Origin of the sequence: Streptomyces sp. NPDC047869 (genome assembly GCF_040704065.1) — a bacterium.
Taxonomy (GTDB): domain Bacteria; phylum Actinomycetota; class Actinomycetes; order Streptomycetales; family Streptomycetaceae; genus Streptomyces.
This window is the reverse complement of the sequence record NZ_JBEYRK010000008.1, coordinates 81,409-102,333: the sequence shown is the minus strand read 5'-3', so window position 1 is coordinate 102,333 and position 20,925 is coordinate 81,409. Positions and strand designations below refer to the sequence as shown.

The window sequence follows — 20,925 nt, the reverse complement described above, 5'->3', positions numbered from 1 at the left end:
CGCGTGCGAGTATCTACGCCGCCTTCACCCCGCCGACCCGAGGAAGCTCTCGCCTCTTGACCCTGACAGCAGCTCCGTTCGGGATCGCTGTGCGCACGCTGCGTACCGCGGCCGGGCGGCGTGCGCTCCAACTGGTGCTGCTGCTGGGCGGACTGCTCGTACTCGGCTTCCTCTGCGGGGAGCAGGCCCACGCGGCCGAGGGCACGCCCGCGACCCCGGTGAGTTCGGTACTGCCGCGGACCGGGCACGAGGGCGCGCCGACCGCCGAGGCGGGGGCCGTCGCCGCACCGACCGCGACGGCAAAGCACCTCACGGCAGCGACCGCCACGGCAGCGACCGCCACGGCACCGACCGCCAAGGCGGCGACCGCCACGGCAGGAACCGTCACGGCACCGACTGCCGAGGCGAGTTCCGTCACGGCGAGGTCCCTCACGGCGGGAAGCGTCACCGAACGGGTCGTCACCTCCGTGCGAGGGGTCACCGACGGGACCGTCGTCGGACAGGCCGTCACCTCGGTGGAGGCGGTCACCGAACGCGTCGTCGCGCCCGTGCGCACCGTCGTGCGCGAGACGGCGGGCACCCTCGACGAGGCGCGGGCCACGGCGCTGCCCGGATCGTCCTCGCTGCCCGTGCCCGAAATCCCCGGAGTCTCCGAGCGGCTGCCCGTGCACCAGCCGCCCGCGCCGGTCACCCCCGAACCCGGGCCGGACCGGCACGGCGGCGCGGCACCGGCCGCCGGACAGGCCGACCGGCCCGGCGCCGAGAGCGCCAAGAGCCCCGGCCACCGCGCCGCGGCCCCCGCGCGCCCTGAGGCCGCAACCCACGGACCGGACGCCGGGCCCGCCACCGCGCAGGCCCCGGCGCACACTCCGGCCCGCCATGCCACCGCCCCGTCCGGCGCCCCGGCCCAGCAGCCCACGGCGCCCGGAGACCCGGACGGCGCCCTCGGCAAGCAGGCGGCCGACGGCACCGCGTCCCGGCACGGCGACGCGCACGCCATCGCCCTCGACGGCCGGGCGCCCCTGCGGCTCCTGCCCGGCGCCACCGCGCGCGTCGACGCGCCTGGGACCCGGGAACGGCGCCGGGACATCCCTCTCTTCCCCGGCTAGGCCCCAGGGCCGACCTCCCCGCCACCGACCTGTCGCGCGGGGCGCGACAGGTCTGCCCGCCCGTCCGGGCCCCCTTTCCCGATCCTTTCGGCGATCCCCGGACGGAAACCCCTAGCCGTTTCCGAAGGACTGACGCACGCATGAACAAGAACATCCGCCGCTCCATCGTGATCGCCGCCGGTGTCACCGGCGCCTGGGCGCTGGGCTCGGCCGCCGCCAGTGCCGACGAGCTGTCCTCCCCGTCGGTCTCCGTACCGGACACCGACGGCGGCACCGGCATCCTGACCGGCACGCTCACCGACACGGTCGACGGAGTCCTCACCGACGTCACCGATGTCGCCGGCGCCACCGGTGTCACCGGCACCGTCTCCCGGCTGACGAACACGGCCACCGACACCGTTACCGACACCGTTACCGACACCGTCACCGACACGGCGGCCGGGGCGCGCGAGACGGTCGGGGCCGCCACCGGCACGGCCGACCGGGCCCGCCACCAGGCCGGCACCGGCCCCAGCACCCCGGCCGCCAAGCGGATCAGGGGCGACCAGGCCGTCAGGGGCGCGCAGGCCGCCCGCGCCGGCCAGGACCGGGCCGAGGCGCACGCACGGACCGAACAGCACGCCCAGAACCTCCGGGAGGCGGGCGACGGGCTCCTCGGCGGGACCACCGCCAGGGCCGCCCGGACGGCCGAGGTGGTCACCCCGCTCTCGGCCCCCACCCCCCAGGGCGGGATCGACTACCTCTTCGGCCCGCTCTCCTCCTTCGCCCCCGAGCTGGAGGAGGCGCTGGCCGCCGCGCAGACCGGGCTCCGGACCACCACGACGGACGCCCGCCTCAGGGCCGGGACCACCGCCTCCGGCGTACGGGCGCACGTCACCGGCACGGTCGCCGGTGCCCAGCGCCGTGTCGTGGGCACCGTGCGGGCGGTGCCGGGCACGGCCGCGCCGGTCGTGGACGAGACGACCGCCGCCGCGGTCCCGCCGGTGGCCTCCGCCGCGGTGGACGGCGTGCTGCCGGTCGCCGGGCAGGCCGTGGCGGGACTCGTACCGGCCGCCGGGCACGCGGTCGGGGGCGTGCACGGCACCGCCGCGGGCGCGGTGACGGGCGTCCAGGGCACCGCGACGGGCGCCGTGTCGGGCGTACTGCCCACCGCCGGCTACGCGGTCGCGGGCGTCGGCGGCACCGCCGCGGACGCCGTGGCACATGTGCGCGGGCTCGCCGCGGACGCCACGGCCGACGTGCGCGGCGTCACGGGCGGAGCCGTGACCGGCGTCGACGGCACCGCGACGGGCGCGGTGGGCGGCGTGCACGGTGCCGCCGGGTCCGCCGTGGCCGGAGTGGACGGCACCGCCGGCGGTGCCCTGGCCGACGTGCTTCCCGTCGCCGGCGGGGCCGTCGCCGGCGTGCCGCCGTACGCCACCGGGCTTGCCGGCCAGGTCGTCCACGGCACCACGGACGCCGTGCTGCCGCCGGTCGCCGGGGCCGTCGTGCACGAGATCGTGCCGGTCGCCGGGCAGGCCGTCACGGACGCGGGGACGCTCGCGTACGGCGTGACCGGTGCCGTGGCGCCCTTCGCGGCCGGTGTCGTGGGCGCCGTGCCGCCGGCCGTCCAGGAGGTGACCGGTCAGGCCGGCGCCTTCGCGCAGGGCGTGACCGGGCAGGTGCCGCCGTTCGCGGCCGGTGTCACCGGTGCCGTGCGGCCGGTCGTGGACCAGGTCACCGGGACGGTGCGGCCGGTCGTGGACGGCGCCGGCGGCAGCGCGAGCGGGCTGGCGTACGGCGTGGCCGGTGAGGCGGTGCCGTTCGCGGACGGCGTCGTCGGCGCGACCGGGCCCGTCACGCGGCAGGTGGGCCCGTTCGCCCAGGACCTCGGGTGGACCGCGCGGGTCACCGCCGGGCCCCTGGCCGCCCATGCCGTGGACGGCGCCACGCGGGCCGCTGAGACCGCCGCTCCGGGGTATGCGCACGGCCTGACGGAGCACTACGAGGTGCGGGCCTGACGGTCCGCGACCGACTCCGTGGGGGGACCGGACCCGGACGGCCGAATCCCGTCGGCCCGTCCGGCCGGACCTCCGCGGCACGGGGCGGGTGGTTCCCATTGGGGTGGGGGCCACCCGTCCAGGGCCACAACGGCCCGTTCGGGGGCCTCACCGGGCCCACCCCAGCCCGGTGAGGCCGCGCACATCCCTCCATGGTCGGCACGCCGTGCCAGCAAAACCGGCATCATGTGACAGGTATCACCGCTCAGGTGTGACCCTCGATTTAGGGACCCCCGGCAAGCGGCGATAACCTGCGAGACGGACATGCCGCGCGCTCGGCCACCGTGTGCGCTTCCCTTGTGACACAGCGGACGTCACGTTGCCCTTCGCGGCACGCCCACGCATCCAACGAACCGCGAGATCACTGATAGGGACGGAAGCGCGTGGACCTGTTCGAGTACCAGGCGAGGGACCTCTTCGCCAAGCACGATGTACCGGTGCTGGCCGGTGAAGTCATCGACACGCCTGAGGCGGCGCGCGAGATCACCGAGCGGCTGGGCGGCAAGTCCGTCGTCAAGGCGCAGGTGAAGGTCGGTGGTCGTGGCAAGGCCGGTGGCGTCAAGCTGGCCGCCTCCGCGGACGAGGCCGTCGCCCGGGCGACGGACATTCTCGGCATGGACATCAAGGGCCACACGGTCCACAAGGTCATGATCGCCGAGACCGCTCCGGAGATCGTCGAGGAGTACTACGTCTCCTTCCTCCTCGACCGTGCCAACCGCACCTTCCTCTCCATCGCCTCCGTCGAGGGCGGCATGGAGATCGAGGAGGTCGCGGCCACCCGCCCGGAGGCCGTCGCCAAGATCGCGATCGACGCGATCGACGGCGTGGACGAGGCCAAGGCCCGCGAGATCGTCGAGGCCGCCAAGTTCCCGGCCGAGGTCGCGGACAAGGTCGTCAACGTCCTGATCAAGCTGTGGGACACCTTCATCAAGTCGGACGCCCTCCTGGTCGAGGTCAACCCGCTGGCGAAGGTCGCCTCCGGCGAGGTCATCGCCCTCGACGGCAAGGTGTCGCTCGACGAGAACGCCGAGTTCCGTCACCCCGAGTACGAGGAGCTCCACGACAAGGCCGCGGCCAACCCGCTGGAGGCCGCCGCCAAGGAGAAGAACCTCAACTACGTCAAGCTCGACGGCGAGGTCGGCATCATCGGCAACGGCGCGGGTCTCGTCATGAGCACCCTGGACGTCGTCGCGTACGCCGGTGAGAAGCACGGCAACGTCAAGCCCGCCAACTTCCTGGACATCGGCGGTGGCGCCTCCGCCCAGGTGATGGCGAACGGCCTGGAGATCATCCTCGGCGACCCCGACGTCAAGTCGGTCTTCGTCAACGTCTTCGGCGGCATCACCGCCTGCGACGAGGTCGCCAACGGCATCGTGCAGGCCCTGAAGCTCCTCGAGGACCGCGGCGAGAACGTCAGCAAGCCGCTGGTCGTCCGTCTGGACGGCAACAACGCCGAGCTGGGCCGACAGATCCTCACCGACGCCAACCACCCGCTGGTCCAGCGCGTCGACACCATGGACGGCGCGGCCGACAAGGCCGCCGAGCTGGCCCACGCCGCCAAGTAAGCACTCAGGACGAGGACACAACACACCATGGCTATCTGGCTCAACAAGGACAGCAAGGTCATCGTCCAGGGCATGACCGGCTCCACGGGCATGAAGCACACCAAGCTCATGCTCGGTGACGGCACCAACGTCGTGGGCGGCGTGAACCCGCGCAAGGCGGGTCAGACCGTGGACTTCGAAGGCACCGAGGTACCGGTCTTCGGCACCGTCAAGGAGGCCATCGAGAAGACCGGCGCCAACGTCTCCGTCATCTTCGTGCCGGAGAAGTTCACCAAGGACGCGGTCGTCGAGGCCATCGACGCCGAGATCCCGCTGGCCGTCGTGATCACCGAGGGCATCGCCGTGCACGACACGGCCGCCTTCTGGGCGTACGCCGGCAAGAAGGGCAACAAGACCCGGATCATCGGCCCGAACTGCCCCGGCATCATCACCCCGGGCCAGTCGAACGTCGGCATCATCCCGGGCGACATCACCAAGCCGGGCCGCATCGGCCTGGTCTCCAAGTCCGGCACGCTGACGTACCAGATGATGTACGAGCTGCGTGACATCGGCTTCTCGACGGCCGTCGGCATCGGTGGCGACCCGATCATCGGTACCACCCACATCGACGCCCTGGCCGCGTTCCAGGACGACCCCGACACCGACCTGATCGTGATGATCGGTGAGATCGGTGGCGACGCCGAGGAGCGCGCGGCCGCGTTCATCGCGGAGAACGTGACCAAGCCGGTCGTCGGCTACGTCGCGGGCTTCACCGCGCCCGAGGGCAAGACCATGGGCCACGCCGGCGCCATCGTCTCCGGTTCGTCCGGCACCGCCCAGGCGAAGAAGGAGGCCCTCGAGGCCGCCGGCGTCAAGGTCGGCAAGACGCCGACCGAGACGGCGAAGCTGGCGCGGGAGATCCTGAGCGCCTGATTTTCCCAGCTGAGCGCCGGCAGGCCCGTCCCCGCAGGGGGACGGGCCTGCCGGCTTTTCCGCCCGCCGCGCCGGTGGGCGCGGCGGTGTCACCCGGCCACGGGCGTCAGACGTTCAGGGCCGCTCGTCTGCGAGTGGCGGAGTTTGTCGCGCAGTGCCTGTTCCCCGCGGGACAGGGGGCCCATGGCGGCCGGTGGCGGCACCCCCTGCACCGCCCGGGCCGGGGCGATGGGTGGTTCGTAGTGGGTCGGCGCCGTGCGCAGGGTCAGTGCCGTGGAGCCGATGATCGCGACCGTGAAGGCGATGGCCGCGCGCGTCCAGAACACGTTCCGGCGTTCGCCGGTCGTCCGTACCGTCGTCGGTCCGGGCGGCTGCAGCCGTTCCGTGGAGGCGAGCTCGACCAGCCGCCGGTGCAGTTCTGCGGGGTCGGCGAGGTGCGGGACCTGCGCGGCCACGGCCTCCCGGGCGCGGGTCAGCCTGCCGGCCGCCGCGGGTGTGCTGGCCTCCGTCTCCGCCGCCGTCTCGGGCAGGTCGAGGCCGACGCCGTCGTACAGCACGAGGGTGCGCCGGTAGGAGGGCGGCAGTTCGAGCAGGGCGTTCAGCAGCGCGCGGTCGGCGGGGTCGGCCGGCGGGGGCTCGGGGGAGCGGTGGCGGGGGCGGAAGCGGTGCCAGGGGGAGAGGGCCCACTCGTACGCCACCGCCCGCACCCAGCCCGCCGGGTCCCGGTCCTGGGCCACCTCCGGCCAGCGCTGCCAGGCGAGCTGGAAGGCGTGCTCCACGGCCTCCCGGGCCAGCTCGCGGCGCCCGGTGAGCAGGTAGGTCTGCCGGGCGAGGGCGGGGGCGCAGAACGCGTACAGCGCGTCGAAGGCCTGAGCGGGCGTCAGCGCGGACGACCCCGTCCGGCCGTTCGCGTCCGTTCGGCCGGCCGAGGGTTCGGCGAGGGCGGCCAGCAGGCGGGCGTACGCCTCGCCCTCCTGGCCGCTCGGAGTGCTGTGGCCGCGCTCCCAGGCGCGGACCGTGGCACGGCCGACGCCGACGCGCGCGGCGACCTGAGCCTGTGTCAGCGACCCGGACTCCCGCAGGCGTCGGCGTTCCTTCGGTGGTGGCAACTGGCTGGCCGGGCTTTCCGTCACAGAACACTCCTTCAGCCGAAAAAGTACATAAACATATATTGAGCGACACATCGGGAGTTCTGCTGTTACGACGGGAAAGCGCGTGTCGTTGGGAGCATGGCGGGCGTGACGCTGATGACCGATCGCCGACCGTCGTTGCCGCCGCTGCTGCACGGAATGCGCGACCGATCGCCCGGACTGGGCGCCGGCCTGCTGGGCGGCGCGGTCGCCGCCGCGCTCGGGCTCGGCTCGCTCGCCGTCCTCGTGCTGGCGCTGTGGATCAGCTCGCCGTACCCCGACAGCGGACCCGACGGCGCACTCCACGTCGCCGCCGCGCTGTGGCTGCTGGGACACGGCGTCGAACTGGTCCGCACCGAGACGCTGTCCGGCGCGCCCCAGCCGGTGGGCGTGACCCCGCTGCTCCTCCTCGCGCTGCCGGTGTGGCTGGTGTACCGGGCGGCGCGGGACGCCACGGACGCCTCCCCCGAGCCCGACGGCCCGCCCCCCGTCCCGGCGCGTACGGCGTGGACGGGCGTGGTCCTCGGCTACCTCGGCGTCGGCGTCGCCGCCGCGCTGTACTGCTCCGGCGGCGCCCTGCGGCCCCAGTGGGGCTGGGTGGCGGTGTGCCTGCCGCTGGTCGCCGCGGTGCCCGCGGCAGCCGGGGTGTGGACGGCGCACGGCTGCCCGCGCGGGCCTCTGCGCGCCCTGCTGCCGCTGCTGCCCGGGCCGGTGCGACGGCTGCTGACCGGGGCGGACGCCTGGGCCCGGCTGGACGCGGCGGTACGGGCCGCCGCGGGCGGGACGGCGGTGCTCGTCGGGGGCGGGGCGCTGCTGGTCGGGGTGTCGCTGGTGCTGCACGGCGATGTGGCGCGCGCGTCGTTCCTCCAGCTCACGGCGGGCTGGACCGGCCGGTTCGCCGTGCTGCTGCTCGGCGTCGCGCTCGTCCCGAACGCGGCGGTGTGGTCGGCGTCCTACGCCCTCGGGCCCGGTTTCGTCCTCGGCACCGGACATCTGGTGCACCCCTTCGTGTCCGACCCCGCCCCGCTGCTGCCCCCGTTCCCGCTGCTCGCGGCGGTGCCGGACGCGGGGCCCGGGACCCGGCTGAGCTGGGGCGCGGGTCTGGTGCCGGTGGCGGCCGGGGTGACGGTGGCCTGGTTCCTGGCGCGCGCGGCCGCGGGCCTGCGGGGACGGACGGGGGCCGGGGAGGCCGGGCAGCGGGCGGCGCCCTGGTCCGCCGTGCGGACGGCCGGGGCGCTGGTCGTGGCGGCGCTGCTGTGCGGGGCGGCCGTGGCGCTCCTCGCCGCGCTGTCCGGCGGCCGCCTGGGCGCGGCCGCGCTGGCGGACTTCGGCCCGGTGTGGTGGCAGGGCGGTCCGGTGGCCGCGCTGTGGATCACGGTGACCGGTCTGCCGGTGACGCTGACCTCACGGGCCTGGCGGCTGTGGAGAGGCCGGGCCCGGGACGCCGAGCCGGCCGGGCCGGCGGCGAAGGACACGGGGGCCGGGCAGGCCGCACCCAGGGCCGCCGCCGAGGAGCCCGCGAGGGACGCGGCGCCGAAGCCGGCGAAGACCGGGAAGGCCGGGCAGACGACCAAGACGCCGGATGAGGGACAGCTCGAGGACGAGCTGTACGACTTCCTGCCCACCGACGGCCCCTACCCCCCGGCCTGGCAGCACGACGAGCTCGCCCGGGCCTCCCGCTGGGAAGCCCTGCGCGCGGCCGCCACGCCCCCGCGGAACCCGGAATGGCCACCCCTGCAGCCCCCGTCCCCGGCGACGGACGCGCCTCGGCCCGCCGGTGGTCCAACTCCCGGCGACCCACCCGGTCAGGTCGACGGACCCGGCGCGTCATCGGCACCGGCCGTGGAGACACCCTCCCAGCCCGCCCGGCCGCCCCTGCCGCACCCGGCGAGCCCGACGGACACACCCGGTCCGCCCGAGCCGGCGGCCGACGAGTAGCCGCGTGGCCGCTCACCGGCCCGCGACGGACGCCTCAGCCGTCGCCGACCCCCAGCACCCCGCGCAGCTCCTTCGGCAGGTGCTGGTCGCAGGACTGTTTGGCCTGCTGGGTCAGGGCGTCGCTGACGCAGGTGTAGTAGTCGCTGTAGACGAGCTGGACCGTGAAGGTCATGCCCACCAGCAGCAGGGCCAGGCCGGCCGTGACCAGGCCGCTGATCGCCGCCGTGGTCTGCGGGCGGGCGCCCGGCGCCGGAGCGGGGGCCTGGGCGGCGGCGGGGGCGTCCGGGCCGGGATCGCGGGGCTTGGCGCGCAGGGCGCTGATGCCCCAGTACAGGGCCAGCGCGCCCAGCAGCAGCGCCACGTACGGCCAGCTGAACAGGGCGAAGAAGACGGCCCACATGCCGGACAGCAGGGCGTAGCGCGCGCGGCGCTGGGCCGGGTCCGTCGGGTCCCACCGCATGCCGGGGCCGGACGGGCCGCCCGGTCCGGGGCCTTCGGGCCGGCTGCCGGGACGCTCACCGAAGCCGCCGGGGGAGCGGCCGGGCTGGCGGTCGCTCCACTGGCTGCCCCACGGGGCCCCGCCCTCGGGGCCCGCGGACCCCTCGGGACGGCGGGGCCGCCACGGCTGGTCCGGGGTGCCCTCCGGCGGTGGCGCGAACGGGTTGTCGTCCTGCCGCTCGCCACTGTGCCCGTCGCCGTCCCGGCCGTCCGACGGCGCCTCGGGCGGCGAGGCCGGACGCTCCCGGAGCAGCACGCCGGCACGCTCGCCTCGCTGGGCCCGAAGCGGCGGGAACGTGAGGAGTCGCAGGCTGCGATCGGGCATCAAAAGAGCGTCTTCCCCTAGGTGAGCGCGGATGTCCGCGTTGAGCTTCCACCCCGTGAACGCACCGCACGGCGACCGCGTTCCCGGGGTTGCTCCTTCGTGATTCCCTCCGAACGCTACCTTCCGGCCACGCCCCCGTCCCGAGGGGGCCTTCCGGAGTGCCGGTATCGTTGCTGACGGTCGGCCGCTTCGTAGACTTCCCCGTATCCCGGGGCGCGAAGCATTGGTGCGAACGCACAAACCGCCGGCCGGACATGTCGCTCACCGAGAAAGGGCCCCGCCGTGGCCGCCACCCCCGCTGGCCGAGCGGTCAAGCGACTCGTCGTGCTGGTCTCCGGATCCGGCACCAATCTCCAGGCGCTCCTGGACGAGATCGAGCGCACCGGCGCGGAGGAGTACGGCGCGCGGATCGTGGCCGTCGGGGCCGACCGCGCCGGTGTCGAGGGGCTCGCCCGCGCCGAACGGGCCGGACTGCCGACCTTCGTGTGCCGGGTGAAGGACCACGGGACCAGGGAGGAGTGGGACGCGGCCCTCGCCGGGGCCGTGGCCGCGCACCAGCCCGACCTCGTGGTCTCCGCCGGCTTCATGAAGATCGTCGGCAAGGAGTTCCTCGCGCGGTTCGGCGGGCGGTTCGTCAACACCCACCCGGCCCTGCTGCCCAGTTTTCCCGGGGCCCACGGCGTGCGCGACGCGCTCGCCTACGGCGCCAGGGTCACCGGCTGCACCGTCCACTTCGTCGACGACGGCGTCGACACCGGGCCGATCATCGCCCAGGGCGTGGTCGAGGTCCGGGACGAGGACGACGAGAACGCGCTGCACGAGCGCATCAAGGAAGTCGAGCGAAGGCTGCTCGTCGAGGTCGTGGGGCGGCTCGCCCGCAACGGCTATCGCATTGAGGGACGAAAGGTAGTTATCCAGTGACCGCCACCGCCGAGAGCACCAAGCGGCCCATTCGCCGGGCGCTCGTCAGCGTCTACGACAAGACCGGCCTGGAAGACCTCGCGCGCGGCCTGCACGAGGCCGGCGTCGAGCTGGTCTCCACCGGTTCCACGGCCGGCCGTATCGCCGCCGCCGGTGTCCCCGTCACCAAGGTCGAGGAGCTGACCGGCTTCCCCGAGTGCCTGGACGGCCGGGTCAAGACGCTGCACCCCAAGGTGCACGCGGGCATCCTCGCCGACCTGCGTCTCGACAGCCACCGCGAGCAGCTCGCCGAGCTGGGCGTGGAGCCGTTCGACCTGGTCGTCGTCAACCTCTACCCGTTCCGCGAGACCGTCGCCTCCGGCGCCTCCGAGGACGAGTGCGTGGAGCAGATCGACATCGGCGGCCCGTCGATGGTCCGCGCCGCCGCCAAGAACCACCCGTCGGTGGCCGTGGTGACCAGCCCGGAGCGGTACGCCGACGTCCTCGCCGCCGCGGCGGCCGGCGGCTTCGACCTCGCCACCCGCAAGCGGCTCGCCGCCGAGGCCTTCCAGCACACGGCCGCCTACGACGTGGCCGTCGCCTCCTGGTTCGCCTCCTTCTACGCCCCCGTCGACGAGTCGTCGTTCCCCGACTTCCTCGGCGCCACCTGGGAGCGCGCGCACACCCTGCGCTACGGCGAGAACCCGCACCAGCCGGCCGCCCTCTACGTCGAGGCCGGCGGCGCCGGCCTCGCGCAGGCCGAGCAGCTGCACGGCAAGGAGATGTCGTACAACAACTACACGGACACGGACGCCGCCCGCCGTGCCGCGTACGACCACGACGAGCCCTGCGTCGCGATCATCAAGCACGCCAACCCCTGCGGCATCGCGGTCGGCGCGGACGTCGCCGAGGCGCACCGCAAGGCGCACGCCTGCGACCCGGTCTCCGCGTACGGCGGCGTCATCGCCGTGAACCGGCCGGTCAGCAAGGAGATGGCCGAGCAGGTCGCGGAGATCTTCACCGAGGTCATCGTCGCGCCCGGCTACGAGGAGGGGGCCCTGGAGGCCCTCGCCAAGAAGAAGAACATCCGGGTCCTGAAGGCCCCGAACGGCCCGGCCGGCCCGGTCGAGGTCAAGGCGGTCGACGGCGGTGTGCTGCTGCAGGTGACCGACCGGCTGCAGGCCGAGGGCGACGACCCGGCCAACTGGACGCTCGCCAGCGGCGAGGCCCTGGGCGAGACCGAGCTGGCCGAGCTCGCCTTCGCCTGGAAGGCCTGCCGCGCGGTGAAGTCCAACGCGATCCTGCTCGCCAAGGGCGGCGCCTCGGTCGGCGTCGGCATGGGCCAGGTCAACCGCGTCGACTCCTGCAAGCTGGCCGTCGAGCGGGCCGGGGAGGAGCGCGCCCGTGGCGCCTACGCGGCCTCCGACGCCTTCTTCCCCTTCCCCGACGGCCCCGAGATCCTCATCGGCGCCGGGGTCCGGGCGATTGTCCAGCCGGGCGGCTCGATCCGTGACGAGCAGGTCGTGGAGGCGGCCAAGAAGGCGGGCGTGACCATGTACTTCACCGGTACGCGCCACTTCTTCCACTGAGCCCGCGGGGCGACGAGAAGCGGCCTCCGGCCCCCCTTCGCGGGGGCCGGAGGCCGCTTCGTCGTGCGGGTGCTCAGCTCACGGGTTGCGGATCACGATCGAGCCGCAGATCTTGTCGGCGAACGTCTGGCGCTTGGAGTCCCACGCGGGCCAGAGGTAACCGAGGTAGCAGGGCAGCCCGTCGATGATGTGGGCGAGCTGGCGCACGAACGCCATGCCGCCGCCGAGCGGCTGACCGGTGTCCTCCTTGAGCGTGCGGATGCCGAGCGCCTTCTTGCCGACGGTCTGGCCGGTCTTGCCCTCCTGGACCACCTGCCAGACGAGGACGCCGATGCCGAGCAGGAAACCGACCAGCGTCAGCAGCGGGGTGCCCGCCTTGGCGCCGATGACGGCGAGGGGGACGTAGGCGACCATGTAGATGATCGTGTCGATCAGCTTGCTGAGGAACCGCTGACCCCAGTTCGCGTACTGCGGCTGCATCCCGTACCCGCCCTGCTGCGGGTAACCCGGGTAACCCGGCTGCTGGGGGTAGCCGTAGCCCTGCTGCGGCGGCACGCCCTGCGGGGCCTGCGGGTAGCCGGGCTGCTGGGGGTAGCCGTAGCCCTGCTGCGGCGGCACGCCCTGCGGAGCCTGCGGGTAACCCGGCTGCTGCGGTTGACCGTAACCCTGCTGCGGCTCCTGCGGCTGACCATAGGGGTTGGGCGAGCCGAAACTCATGGCGGAATTCCTCCGTTTGATCTGCGGGGACGACGCGGAAGGAACGGAGGTACGTCAGGATCTGAGCGGTTTGCCCCCCAACCGGACCGCGATACTGCGCCGTTCATCGTCGTCGGGGAGGCGAGTTCTTGTCCAGCCGGATTCGCGATGCGTTGTGCAAGTGCAACATCGTCGATCATGTCCGGACATCCAGGCCCACCGCCGGGGCGTCCCAGGTGCTGGACGGCGGGGACCCGGATTGGAACCGGGGGCCGGTCATCCGCGAGGATGGGGGCATGACCGCCCAGATTCTCGATGGCAAGGCCACCGCAGCCGCGATCAAGTCCGATCTGACCGCCCGCGTGGCGGCGCTGAAGGAGAGGGGCGTCACGCCCGGCCTCGGCACGATCCTGGTCGGGGAGGACCCCGGCAGCCAGAAGTACGTCGCCGGCAAGCACCGTGACTGCGCCCAGGTCGGCATCGCCTCCATCCAGCGCGAGCTGCCCGCCACCGCCACCCAGGAGGAGATCGAGGCGGTCGTCCGGGAGCTGAACGACGACCCGGCCTGCACCGGCTACATCGTGCAGCTCCCGCTGCCCAAGGGCATCGACGAGAACCGCATCCTGGAGCTGATGGACCCGGCCAAGGACGCCGACGGCCTGCACCCGATGAACCTCGGCCGGCTCGTGCTGAACGAGCCGGCGCCGCTGCCCTGCACCCCCAACGGCATCATCAGCCTGCTGCGGGCCCACGGCGTCGAGATCAAGGGCGCCGAGGTCGTGGTCGTCGGCCGCGGTGTGACCATCGGCCGCCCGATGCCGCTGCTGCTCACCCGCCGCAGCGAGAACGCCACCGTGACCCAGTGCCACACCGGCACCCGTGATCTGTCCGCCCACCTCAAGCGGGCCGACATCATCATCGCGGCGGCCGGCTTCCCGCACCTGATCCGCGCCGAGGACGTCAAGCCGGGCGTGGCCGTGCTGGACGTCGGTGTCTCCCGCAACGCCGAGGGCAAGATCGTCGGCGACGTCCACCCGGACGTGATGGAGGTGGCCGGCTGGATCTCCCCGAACCCGGGCGGTGTGGGCCCCATGACCCGGGCGCAGCTGCTGGTCAACGTGGTCGAGGCGGCGGAGCGCAGTGCCGGCTGAGGACGACCGTACGGCGACCGGACCGACGGCCCGCGACGCGATCAGCGCCCCCGACGCGCAGGGGCGCCCGCGACGTGTCACGCGCCGCTTCCCGCTGTTCACCAGGGACACCGCCCGCCCGGAGGGCGGCGGCCGGGCCGCCCCGGGTGACGCTCCGGCGCCCGCCCGGCAGTGGCCGATGCTCGTCGTGCTGTCCGCCGTCGCGCTCGGCCTGCTGCTGACCGCGCTCGACGTGTTCCGCTACGGCACCCTGCTGATCGGCGCCGCGCTGCTGGCCGGCGCGGCCCTGCGCTGGGCGCTGCCGGGCGTCGGCATGCTCGCCGTCCGTTCGCGGTTCACGGACATCGTCACCTACGGCGTCCTGGGTCTCGCCATCGTGCTGCTGGCGATGACGGTCCAGCCCAACCCCTGGCTGAGCATTCCGTTCCTGAAAGACGTACTGCACTTCACGCTGGCCAAGTAGCGCCACCGGCACGGCTCCTGACGGGCCGTTCGGTGGCCGTGCCGTGAACGGCGGCCCGTCCCCTCCCCCGAGCAAGGACGGACCGCCGTCAGGACGTAAGCCTTCCCTGCCGTGAACGGCCAGTTCAACGGCTGTCCGCGCGCTGTGGCACGGAAGTGACCGTTCCGCTACGGTGTCCGCGCACTGCCACATGTGTGCGGGCCATGTCGCTGTCCCGGTGAATCGGCGCTACGTTACGAAAGCTCCGTGGAGGCGGGTGCGCGACCGGTGGAACCGGTGCTCCCGTGCGCCCCCGCTCCGGGAACTGGGATCCTTGGTCGGCACATCCCTGTGGGTAGGCCAGAACGATGTCGCGCCGGGAACGGACCGGACCGGCGCGAGGGTCACGCGCGGGGAACGGCGCGGGGAACCAACAGCACCAACCGGGGGGAAGAGGGGGAAGCACGATGCCTCGATGGAAAGCCTTGCCGGACGAGCTGGATCCGCAGATCAAGGAGTTCACGAGCCAGTTGCGGGCGCTCGTGGACCGCAGCGGCCTGAGCATCGCGGCGCTGGCGGACCGGACCGGCTACAGCAAGACGTCCTGGGAGCGTTACCTGGGCGGCCGGCTCCTCGCGCCCAAGGGCGCGATCGTGGCGCTCGCCGAGGTCACCGGTACCCACCCGGTCCACCTCACCACGATGTGGGAGCTGGCCGAGCGGGCCTGGAGCCGTGCGGAGATGCGGCACGACCGGACCATGGAGCAGATTCGTATCTCCCAGGCGCGCGCCGCGCTCGGGGAGTTCGGGGCGGCCGAGGCCGAGGCCCAGGGGACGGGCGGTACGCGGACGGCCCACCGGGGCACCGGCACCACCGCGGCCCCGGGTGCCGGCCTCGCCGGCGCCCCGCCCCGGGTGCCGGCCCAGCCGACGGCGTCCGACGCCGACGACCGCGAGCGGGCGGGCCACGGCCCGGCCCCCGAGGTCAACTCCTGGGGTCTCGCGGGCTACGAGGGCCCGTCGCGGGCGAGCGGCCGCACGGGCACGCGTTCCGTGCCCGTGCCGGACGGCGCGGGCCACCCGCCGGTTCCGCCGCCTCCGTACGGCGGGCCGCAGCAGCCGGCGGGCGCCGCGGGCAGCCGTTCCGCCAAGGGGCCGGGCGGCAAGCGGCGGCTGACGATGTTCCTCGCGGGTGCCGGCGCCGTCCTCGTCGTCGTCGCGGCCGTCTTCCTGCTCACGAACCGGGGCGGCGGCAAGAACGAGGGCGCCACGAAGTCGCCCTCCCCGTCCGCCAGTACCCGCCCCAGCCTGCCCGCCGGGGTCAAGTGCGCCGGCTCGGCCTGCACCGGCAAGGACGCGGAGACGATGGGCTGCAGCGGCAGCCTGGTGAGCACCGCGAAGACCGCCACCGTCGGCGCGGCCACCCTCGAAGTGCGCTACAGCCGAACCTGCGGCGCGGCCTGGGGACGGATAACCGGCGGCGTCCAGGGCGACCAGGTCCAGGTCTCGGCCGGCAAGGCGCGCCAGCGGGGCGACATCACCACCGCCGGGGACACCATCGCCTACACGCCGATGGTCGCCGTGAAGGACGCGGCCGAGGCCGAGGCGTGCGCGACCCTCGCCTCCGGGCAGACGGGCTGCACGAAGTAGCGGACCGCGCGAAGCGGCGGGCCGACGGGGCGCGCTGGGCAGTGGACCGACGGGTCGCGCGAAGCGGCGGGCCGGCGGCGGGGCGAAAGAGGCGGCCGCGGGCGGGACGGCAAGTGGAAGGGCCCGTTCGGGTGGATTTCCGGTACGGGGCGCATGGGCCCCGGGAACCTGGGCACGCGAACCGTACCCCCACGGGAGTCCGGCAGTCCGGTACCCCCACCGGCGGCCGTCTCCGTCCCCCTCTCCCGGACGGGCGGCCGCCTCACCCGTACTCCCGTCGACCCGCCCCCACGACCCGGCAGCACGACTTGTGGGCTGGGCCACAGGGCCCCGGACGTCTCGCATGGCGGATGCGCGATAGCCTGACCGCTGGATTCTCTTGATGCCAAGAGATCGATCATCCGGGGCCGTGCCGCCCCACCGCCAGCTGTCATACGGAGAACGCCATGACCCGCACTCCCGTGAACGTCACCGTCACCGGCGCGGCCGGCCAGATCGGTTACGCCCTGCTCTTCCGCATCGCCTCCGGCCAGCTGCTCGGCGCGGACGTGCCGGTCAAGCTGCGCCTCCTGGAGATCACGCCCGCGCTGAAGGCCGCCGAGGGCACGGCCATGGAGCTGGACGACTGCGCCTTCCCGCTCCTTCAGGGCATCGAGATCAGCGACGACCCGAACGTCGCCTTCGACGGCGCCAACGTGGCCCTGCTCGTCGGCGCCCGCCCCCGCACCAAGGGCATGGAGCGCGGCGACCTGCTCGAGGCCAACGGCGGCATCTTCAAGCCGCAGGGCAAGGCCATCAACGACCACGCCGCGGACGACATCAAGGTCCTGGTCGTCGGCAACCCGGCCAACACCAACGCGCTGATCGCCCAGGCCGCCGCGCCGGACGTACCGGCCGAGCGCTTCACCGCGATGACCCGCCTCGACCACAACCGCGCGCTGACCCAGCTCGCGAAGAAGACGGGCTCGACGGTCGCCGACATCAAGCGCCTGACCATCTGGGGCAACCACTCCGCCACCCAGTACCCGGACATCTTCCACGCCACGGTCGCCGGCAAGAACGCCGCCGAGGTCGTGAACGACGAGAAGTGGCTGGCCGAGGACTTCATCCCGACCGTCGCCAAGCGCGGTGCCGCGATCATCGAGGCCCGTGGCGCCTCGTCCGCCGCCTCCGCCGCCAACGCCGCCATCGACCACGTGTACACGTGGGTCAACGGCACCGCCGAGGGCAACTGGACCTCCATGGGCATCCCGTCGGACGGCTCCTACGGCGTCCCGGAGGGCCTGATCTCCTCCTTCCCGGTCACCACCAAGGACGGCAAGTACGAGATCGTCCAGGGCCTGGACATCAACGAGTTCTCCCGCGCTCGCATCGACGCCTCCGTCAAGGAGCTCGAGGAGGAGCGCGAGGCGGTCCGCGGCCTCGGCCTCATCTGAGACACCCGCGGCGGTGACGCCGTGCGCATGAGCGGGCCCCGCTCCGGAGCAACCGGAGCGGGGCCCGCTCGCATGCGGGCGCGGGCCCGCCCCGTGTCACACCGTTGCCCTATGCTGATGGTTCGTCAACTCACCTCTTCAACGAGTGACTCACCACGCCTCGGGGGAATCGCGTGAACACCGCATTCGTGCCGCAGCAACCGCAGCCGACGCCCGCGGCGGCACCATCCGCAGCGCCGCCCACCCCACCGCACGCCAGCGAGGCCACCCGGCTGCTGTGCGCGGGCACGTACCTGGATCCCGGTTACCGGGACCGGGTGATAGACGAACTGCACCTCAACGAGCAGCGGTTCGTGGCGCCCTCGCTCGGTCTCGACGCCGCCCGCGTCCTCGCGCACGCACTGCGCGCCCGCCGGCGGGAGCTCCAGTGGGCCGGGGCGGTCATCGGCCTGTGGCTGGTGGGAGCGGCGCTGACCCGGGGTCTGCTGGCCCTCTACCTGCTGCCCAGCCTGTACCTCGCGATCGGCGTCCGGATCAGGGGCCGCTCGCCGGTGGCCCCTCTGTACCGCGTGGTGCCCGCCTTCCTGTTCCGCTGGTGGGGCCGCATCCTGCTCGCGCTGATGCTGGGGTTCACCCTGGTCGCCGCGTTCGGCGGCGGGGACGACGGCGGCACCTCGTACGACTCCTACGGCAGCTCGTACGACTCGTACGACTCGTACGGAAGCTCCGACTCGCCGAGCCTGAGCGACGTCTTCCTGCCGGGCTCCGGTGATTCCGGGGCCCATTTCAAGGCCTGGCAGGCCTGGGCCGCCCTGGTCGTCCTCGTGCTCGTCGCCGTGTGCCTGGCGGCCCAGCGCGGCCAGTTCGCCCGCGTCATGACCGCCGAGCTGTCCCCGCAGAGCTTCCCCGACGCCGCCAACGACCCCGCCGAGCAGGGCGAGAACCGTCGGTTCCAGTGGCTCAAGCACCGCATCCGCACGGAGCAGCACGCGCCGCTGATCATGTACCACGAGGCGCGTCCGTTCTGCGGGGCCGGTGTGGCACAGGAGGACTGGGTGCTGGCCGTCGAGCTGAAGCCCGACGCGCTGAAGAAGCAGCAGCCGATCAGCAACCGGCTGGTGCTGGAGAAGATCCGGCCGCTGGTGGAGCGGCTCCGGCTGCCCGCGGAGTACGCGGGGCCCGGGGTGCGCGACCGGCTGCGCTGGCTGGAGATCGACGAGTGCGTGTTCCTGCCCGCGGAGGGCCTGCTGCGCCGCGACGACGCGCCGTATCTGCCGCAGGCCTTCGAGGAGCACCGGGCGCACGCGGTCGAGGAGGGTGCCGAGAAGCGCCGGCACTTCCTGCGCGTCCGCGTCGGCGGCTGGGAGGAGGAACTGGTCGTCACGGTCTTCGTGCGCGTCCACACCCAGGGCCGGATGCTCATGCTGGAGATCGCCCCGCACGTGCTGCCGCCGGTGCGCCCGGTCTTCAAGGAGGCCGACCGTACGGCCCACCGGTACCAGCACAACAACGCGCTGGGCAAGGCGGTCTGGGCCGTCACCCGGGTGCCGGGCTCCGCGGCCGGATCCCTGATCGTCCTCGGCAGGGCCGTGGCGTACGGCTGGCGGCAGCTGACGGGCGGGTACGCGAACGCGTTGCCGGACGGGCCCGCGCTCTCCGTCCGTGAACTGGGCTCGGCCGAGACCGGTTCGCAGTTCCAGGGGATGGACGCCTCCCGCTACCTGAAGAGCATCCAGGACCGGGTGGCGAACGGGGTGCGCGCCGCGCTCACCGAAGCCGGCTACCAGACCGGCGAGTTCGTCCAGCAGATCAACAACATCAGCAACGGGGGCGTGCACATCGGCAGGGTCGAGGGCAGCACCTTCGCCGTCGGCGACAACGCCTCCGCCTCCTCGACGCACGGCGGCGGCGAGCCGCAGAAGGGAGCCGACGCAGATGGCAACGGATGAGCCGAGGGTCAGCATCGGCGATGTCTCGCACAGCACCTTCGCCATCGGCGAGCGCGCGCACGCCGAGAGCCACCACGGCACGGCCGCGCCGCGCGACGCGGCGGCAGAGGAGCTGCTGCTGGCCGTGCGCGAGCTGCGCGCCGATCTGGCACGGGTACGGGCCGACGACCGGACGGCGGAACTCGACGCCGCCCTCGCGGACACGGAGGACGAGATCACCCGCACCGGCCAGGCCGCCCCGTCCCGCCGCGAGCGCCTGCGCCGGCTGCTCGACGACTCCCAGGCGCTGGTCGGCCTGCTCGCCTCGGCGGGCACGCTGGCCGGCCTGGTGGGGCTGTGAGGCGGAGGCCATGAGCGGGGGAGCGCGGTACTGGAACGAGGAGACCCAACGCTGGGAGGACAGCGAGACGGGGCAGGCCGGCGCGCCGGTGACATCGCCACCGCCGGCCATGCCGGACCGGGCGCCCGTGTGGCCCCCGGCCGGGCCACCGACGGCCGCCGAGGGCGCGTCCGTCCCGCCGGATTCCGTCCACCCGGAATCCGTTCCCCCGGTGCCCGAGCCGACGCCGTCGGTGCCGTCCGTGCCTGCGGCGCCCACGGTGCCCCGGCAGGCACCGCCCGCGCAGCCGTGGCCTGACTCGTCCGCCGTCGGGCAAGGCCCCTGGCCGGGCGCCTCCGTCGGCACGCCGGGCGGACCGAGCGGCACTGAAGCGGGTGGGGCGGGCTGGTCCTCGCCCGAGTGGCCCGTGCCGCCCGGGCCGGCGCCGGCGCGCACCGGCGGGCCCAGCCGGAGAACGGTCTGGACCGTCGTTGTGGGCGCCGCCGTGTTCGGTGTCGCCGTGAGCCTCGTCCTGACCTTCCTGGTCGGGTCCGATGACCACGACCGGTCCGCACCGGCGGCCGGCTCGCCGAGCGCCTCCGCGGTCACGGACTCCCCGGTGCCGTCCGACGGCCCGTCCGGCTCCGCCTCCGCCACGGAGGACGTCACCACGCCCTCCCCCTCGGCGAGCCCGCTGCCCGCGGACTGGGAGTCGTACGACGACGGCGAGGGCTTCCGGATCGCGCGTCCCAAGGGCTGGTCGCGGTCGACGCTCCCCTCCTCCTACGGCATCAGGATCGTCAACTACCGCAGCCCGGACCAGAAGCACCGGCTGCAGATCTACCAGGTGGCGGAGGGGTCCCCGGACGAGTCGTTCGAGACGTACCTGTCCGACACGACCGCCAAGCCGCCGGGATTCCAGAAGCTCTCCCTGCTCAACCTCGACGAGGGCGACTTCGTCGGCTCACGCATGGAATACCTGGCCGACAGCATCAAGGGCGAACCGGACGTCGGCGTCTGGCACGTCTACGACGAGCGCTTCATCGCCGTGGACGGGCGGATCTACGCCATCGCCGCCTACGGCTCCGACAAGAACGGCGGCGACGACGAGCTGAAGCTGCTCGACACCGCGCTGAGCCGCTTCTGCCCGCCCGACACGGGCTGTGACCCGCCGATGGACTGAGCGCCGCGCCGTAGATAACCCGTTTCTGTCTGTTTTCGCACGAATTTTCAGTGACGCCGCGCACTGTGGGCCACTGATTCGGCATGCAGGCCCGC

Annotated in this window: 17 protein-coding genes; 14 read left to right on the top strand and 3 right to left on the bottom strand. The window is 73.6% G+C overall.

Annotated features, from left to right (window positions below; genetic code table 11):
• Positions 1-56 precede the first annotated feature (56 nt).
• From AB0924_RS13220 to sucD, 4 genes are all read left to right on the top strand, one after another.
• Positions 57-1,109 carry a hypothetical protein gene (locus AB0924_RS13220; protein WP_366911423.1) on the top strand — a complete coding sequence of 351 codons (1,053 nt, stop codon included), beginning with the start codon at positions 57-59 and terminating at the stop codon, positions 1,107-1,109.
• Between the two features lie 140 nt (positions 1,110-1,249).
• Entirely contained in the window at positions 1,250-3,109 is a 1,860-nt protein-coding gene (locus AB0924_RS13215) for a hypothetical protein (RefSeq protein ID WP_366911422.1), read from the top strand.
• A gap of 422 nt (positions 3,110-3,531) precedes the next feature.
• Entirely contained in the window at positions 3,532-4,713 is a 1,182-nt protein-coding gene (gene sucC, locus AB0924_RS13210; protein ID WP_358935308.1) for an ADP-forming succinate--CoA ligase subunit beta, read from the top strand.
• Between the two features lie 27 nt (positions 4,714-4,740).
• Positions 4,741-5,625 carry a succinate--CoA ligase subunit alpha gene (gene sucD / locus AB0924_RS13205; protein ID WP_358935306.1) on the top strand — a complete coding sequence of 295 codons (885 nt, stop codon included), beginning with the start codon at positions 4,741-4,743 and terminating at the stop codon, positions 5,623-5,625.
• Between the two features lie 89 nt (positions 5,626-5,714).
• Here sucD and AB0924_RS13200 read toward each other — a convergent pair whose 3' ends face one another.
• Positions 5,715-6,758: a helix-turn-helix domain-containing protein gene (locus tag AB0924_RS13200; protein WP_366911421.1), complete on the bottom strand. Its 1,044-nt coding sequence runs from the start codon at positions 6,756-6,758 to the stop codon at positions 5,715-5,717.
• 114 nt (positions 6,759-6,872) lie between these two features.
• Between AB0924_RS13200 and AB0924_RS13195 the strand changes: the two genes are divergently transcribed.
• Entirely contained in the window at positions 6,873-8,693 is a 1,821-nt protein-coding gene (locus AB0924_RS13195) for a DUF6350 family protein (protein ID WP_366911481.1), read from the top strand.
• Positions 8,694-8,727: 34 nt separating this feature from the next.
• On the opposite strand, the gene AB0924_RS13190 is transcribed toward AB0924_RS13195, so the two are convergent.
• Positions 8,728-9,516 (bottom strand): hypothetical protein, encoded by a 789-nt coding sequence (locus AB0924_RS13190; RefSeq protein ID WP_358935300.1) that lies wholly within the window; start codon positions 9,514-9,516, stop codon positions 8,728-8,730.
• A gap of 282 nt (positions 9,517-9,798) precedes the next feature.
• Here AB0924_RS13190 and purN point away from each other — a divergent pair, with 282 nt between their 5' ends.
• On the top strand, positions 9,799-10,437 hold the full coding sequence (gene purN / locus AB0924_RS13185; RefSeq protein ID WP_358935298.1) for a phosphoribosylglycinamide formyltransferase: 639 nt from the start codon (positions 9,799-9,801) through the stop codon (positions 10,435-10,437).
• Positions 10,434-12,005, top strand: coding sequence for a bifunctional phosphoribosylaminoimidazolecarboxamide formyltransferase/IMP cyclohydrolase (purH, locus tag AB0924_RS13180; protein ID WP_366911420.1), 1,572 nt, complete (start codon positions 10,434-10,436; stop codon positions 12,003-12,005). Before purN ends, purH begins: the two co-directional genes overlap by 4 nt.
• Before the next feature lie 78 nt (positions 12,006-12,083).
• Here purH and AB0924_RS13175 read toward each other — a convergent pair whose 3' ends face one another.
• Positions 12,084-12,722: an RDD family protein gene (locus tag AB0924_RS13175; protein ID WP_358938062.1), complete on the bottom strand. Its 639-nt coding sequence runs from the start codon at positions 12,720-12,722 to the stop codon at positions 12,084-12,086.
• 275 nt (positions 12,723-12,997) lie between these two features.
• On the opposite strand from AB0924_RS13175, the gene AB0924_RS13170 reads away from it, so the two are divergent.
• The 7 genes from AB0924_RS13170 to AB0924_RS13140 all read left to right on the top strand — a co-directional run bounded on the left by AB0924_RS13170 (position 12,998) and on the right by AB0924_RS13140 (position 20,830).
• Positions 12,998-13,852, top strand: coding sequence for a bifunctional methylenetetrahydrofolate dehydrogenase/methenyltetrahydrofolate cyclohydrolase (locus AB0924_RS13170; RefSeq protein ID WP_358938060.1), 855 nt, complete (start codon positions 12,998-13,000; stop codon positions 13,850-13,852).
• Positions 13,842-14,315, top strand: a complete 474-nt coding sequence (locus AB0924_RS13165) for a DUF3017 domain-containing protein (RefSeq protein ID WP_358938058.1) — start codon at positions 13,842-13,844, stop codon at positions 14,313-14,315. Before AB0924_RS13170 ends, AB0924_RS13165 begins: the two co-directional genes overlap by 11 nt.
• A 446-nt stretch (positions 14,316-14,761) precedes the next feature.
• Complete coding sequence (locus tag AB0924_RS13160; protein WP_366911419.1) at positions 14,762-15,943, top strand: DUF2690 domain-containing protein; 1,182 nt, start codon at positions 14,762-14,764, stop codon at positions 15,941-15,943.
• Positions 15,944-16,389: 446 nt separating this feature from the next.
• On the top strand, positions 16,390-17,379 hold the full coding sequence (locus AB0924_RS13155) for a malate dehydrogenase (protein ID WP_358938054.1): 990 nt from the start codon (positions 16,390-16,392) through the stop codon (positions 17,377-17,379).
• Between the two features lie 173 nt (positions 17,380-17,552).
• Entirely contained in the window at positions 17,553-19,328 is a 1,776-nt protein-coding gene (locus AB0924_RS13150; protein ID WP_358938052.1) for a hypothetical protein, read from the top strand.
• Positions 19,315-19,668 carry a hypothetical protein gene (locus AB0924_RS13145; protein ID WP_358938050.1) on the top strand — a complete coding sequence of 118 codons (354 nt, stop codon included), beginning with the start codon at positions 19,315-19,317 and terminating at the stop codon, positions 19,666-19,668. Before AB0924_RS13150 ends, AB0924_RS13145 begins: the two co-directional genes overlap by 14 nt.
• A gap of 499 nt (positions 19,669-20,167) precedes the next feature.
• Positions 20,168-20,830 (top strand): hypothetical protein, encoded by a 663-nt coding sequence (locus tag AB0924_RS13140; protein WP_366911418.1) that lies wholly within the window; start codon positions 20,168-20,170, stop codon positions 20,828-20,830.
• The last annotated feature ends 95 nt before the right edge of the window (positions 20,831-20,925 follow it).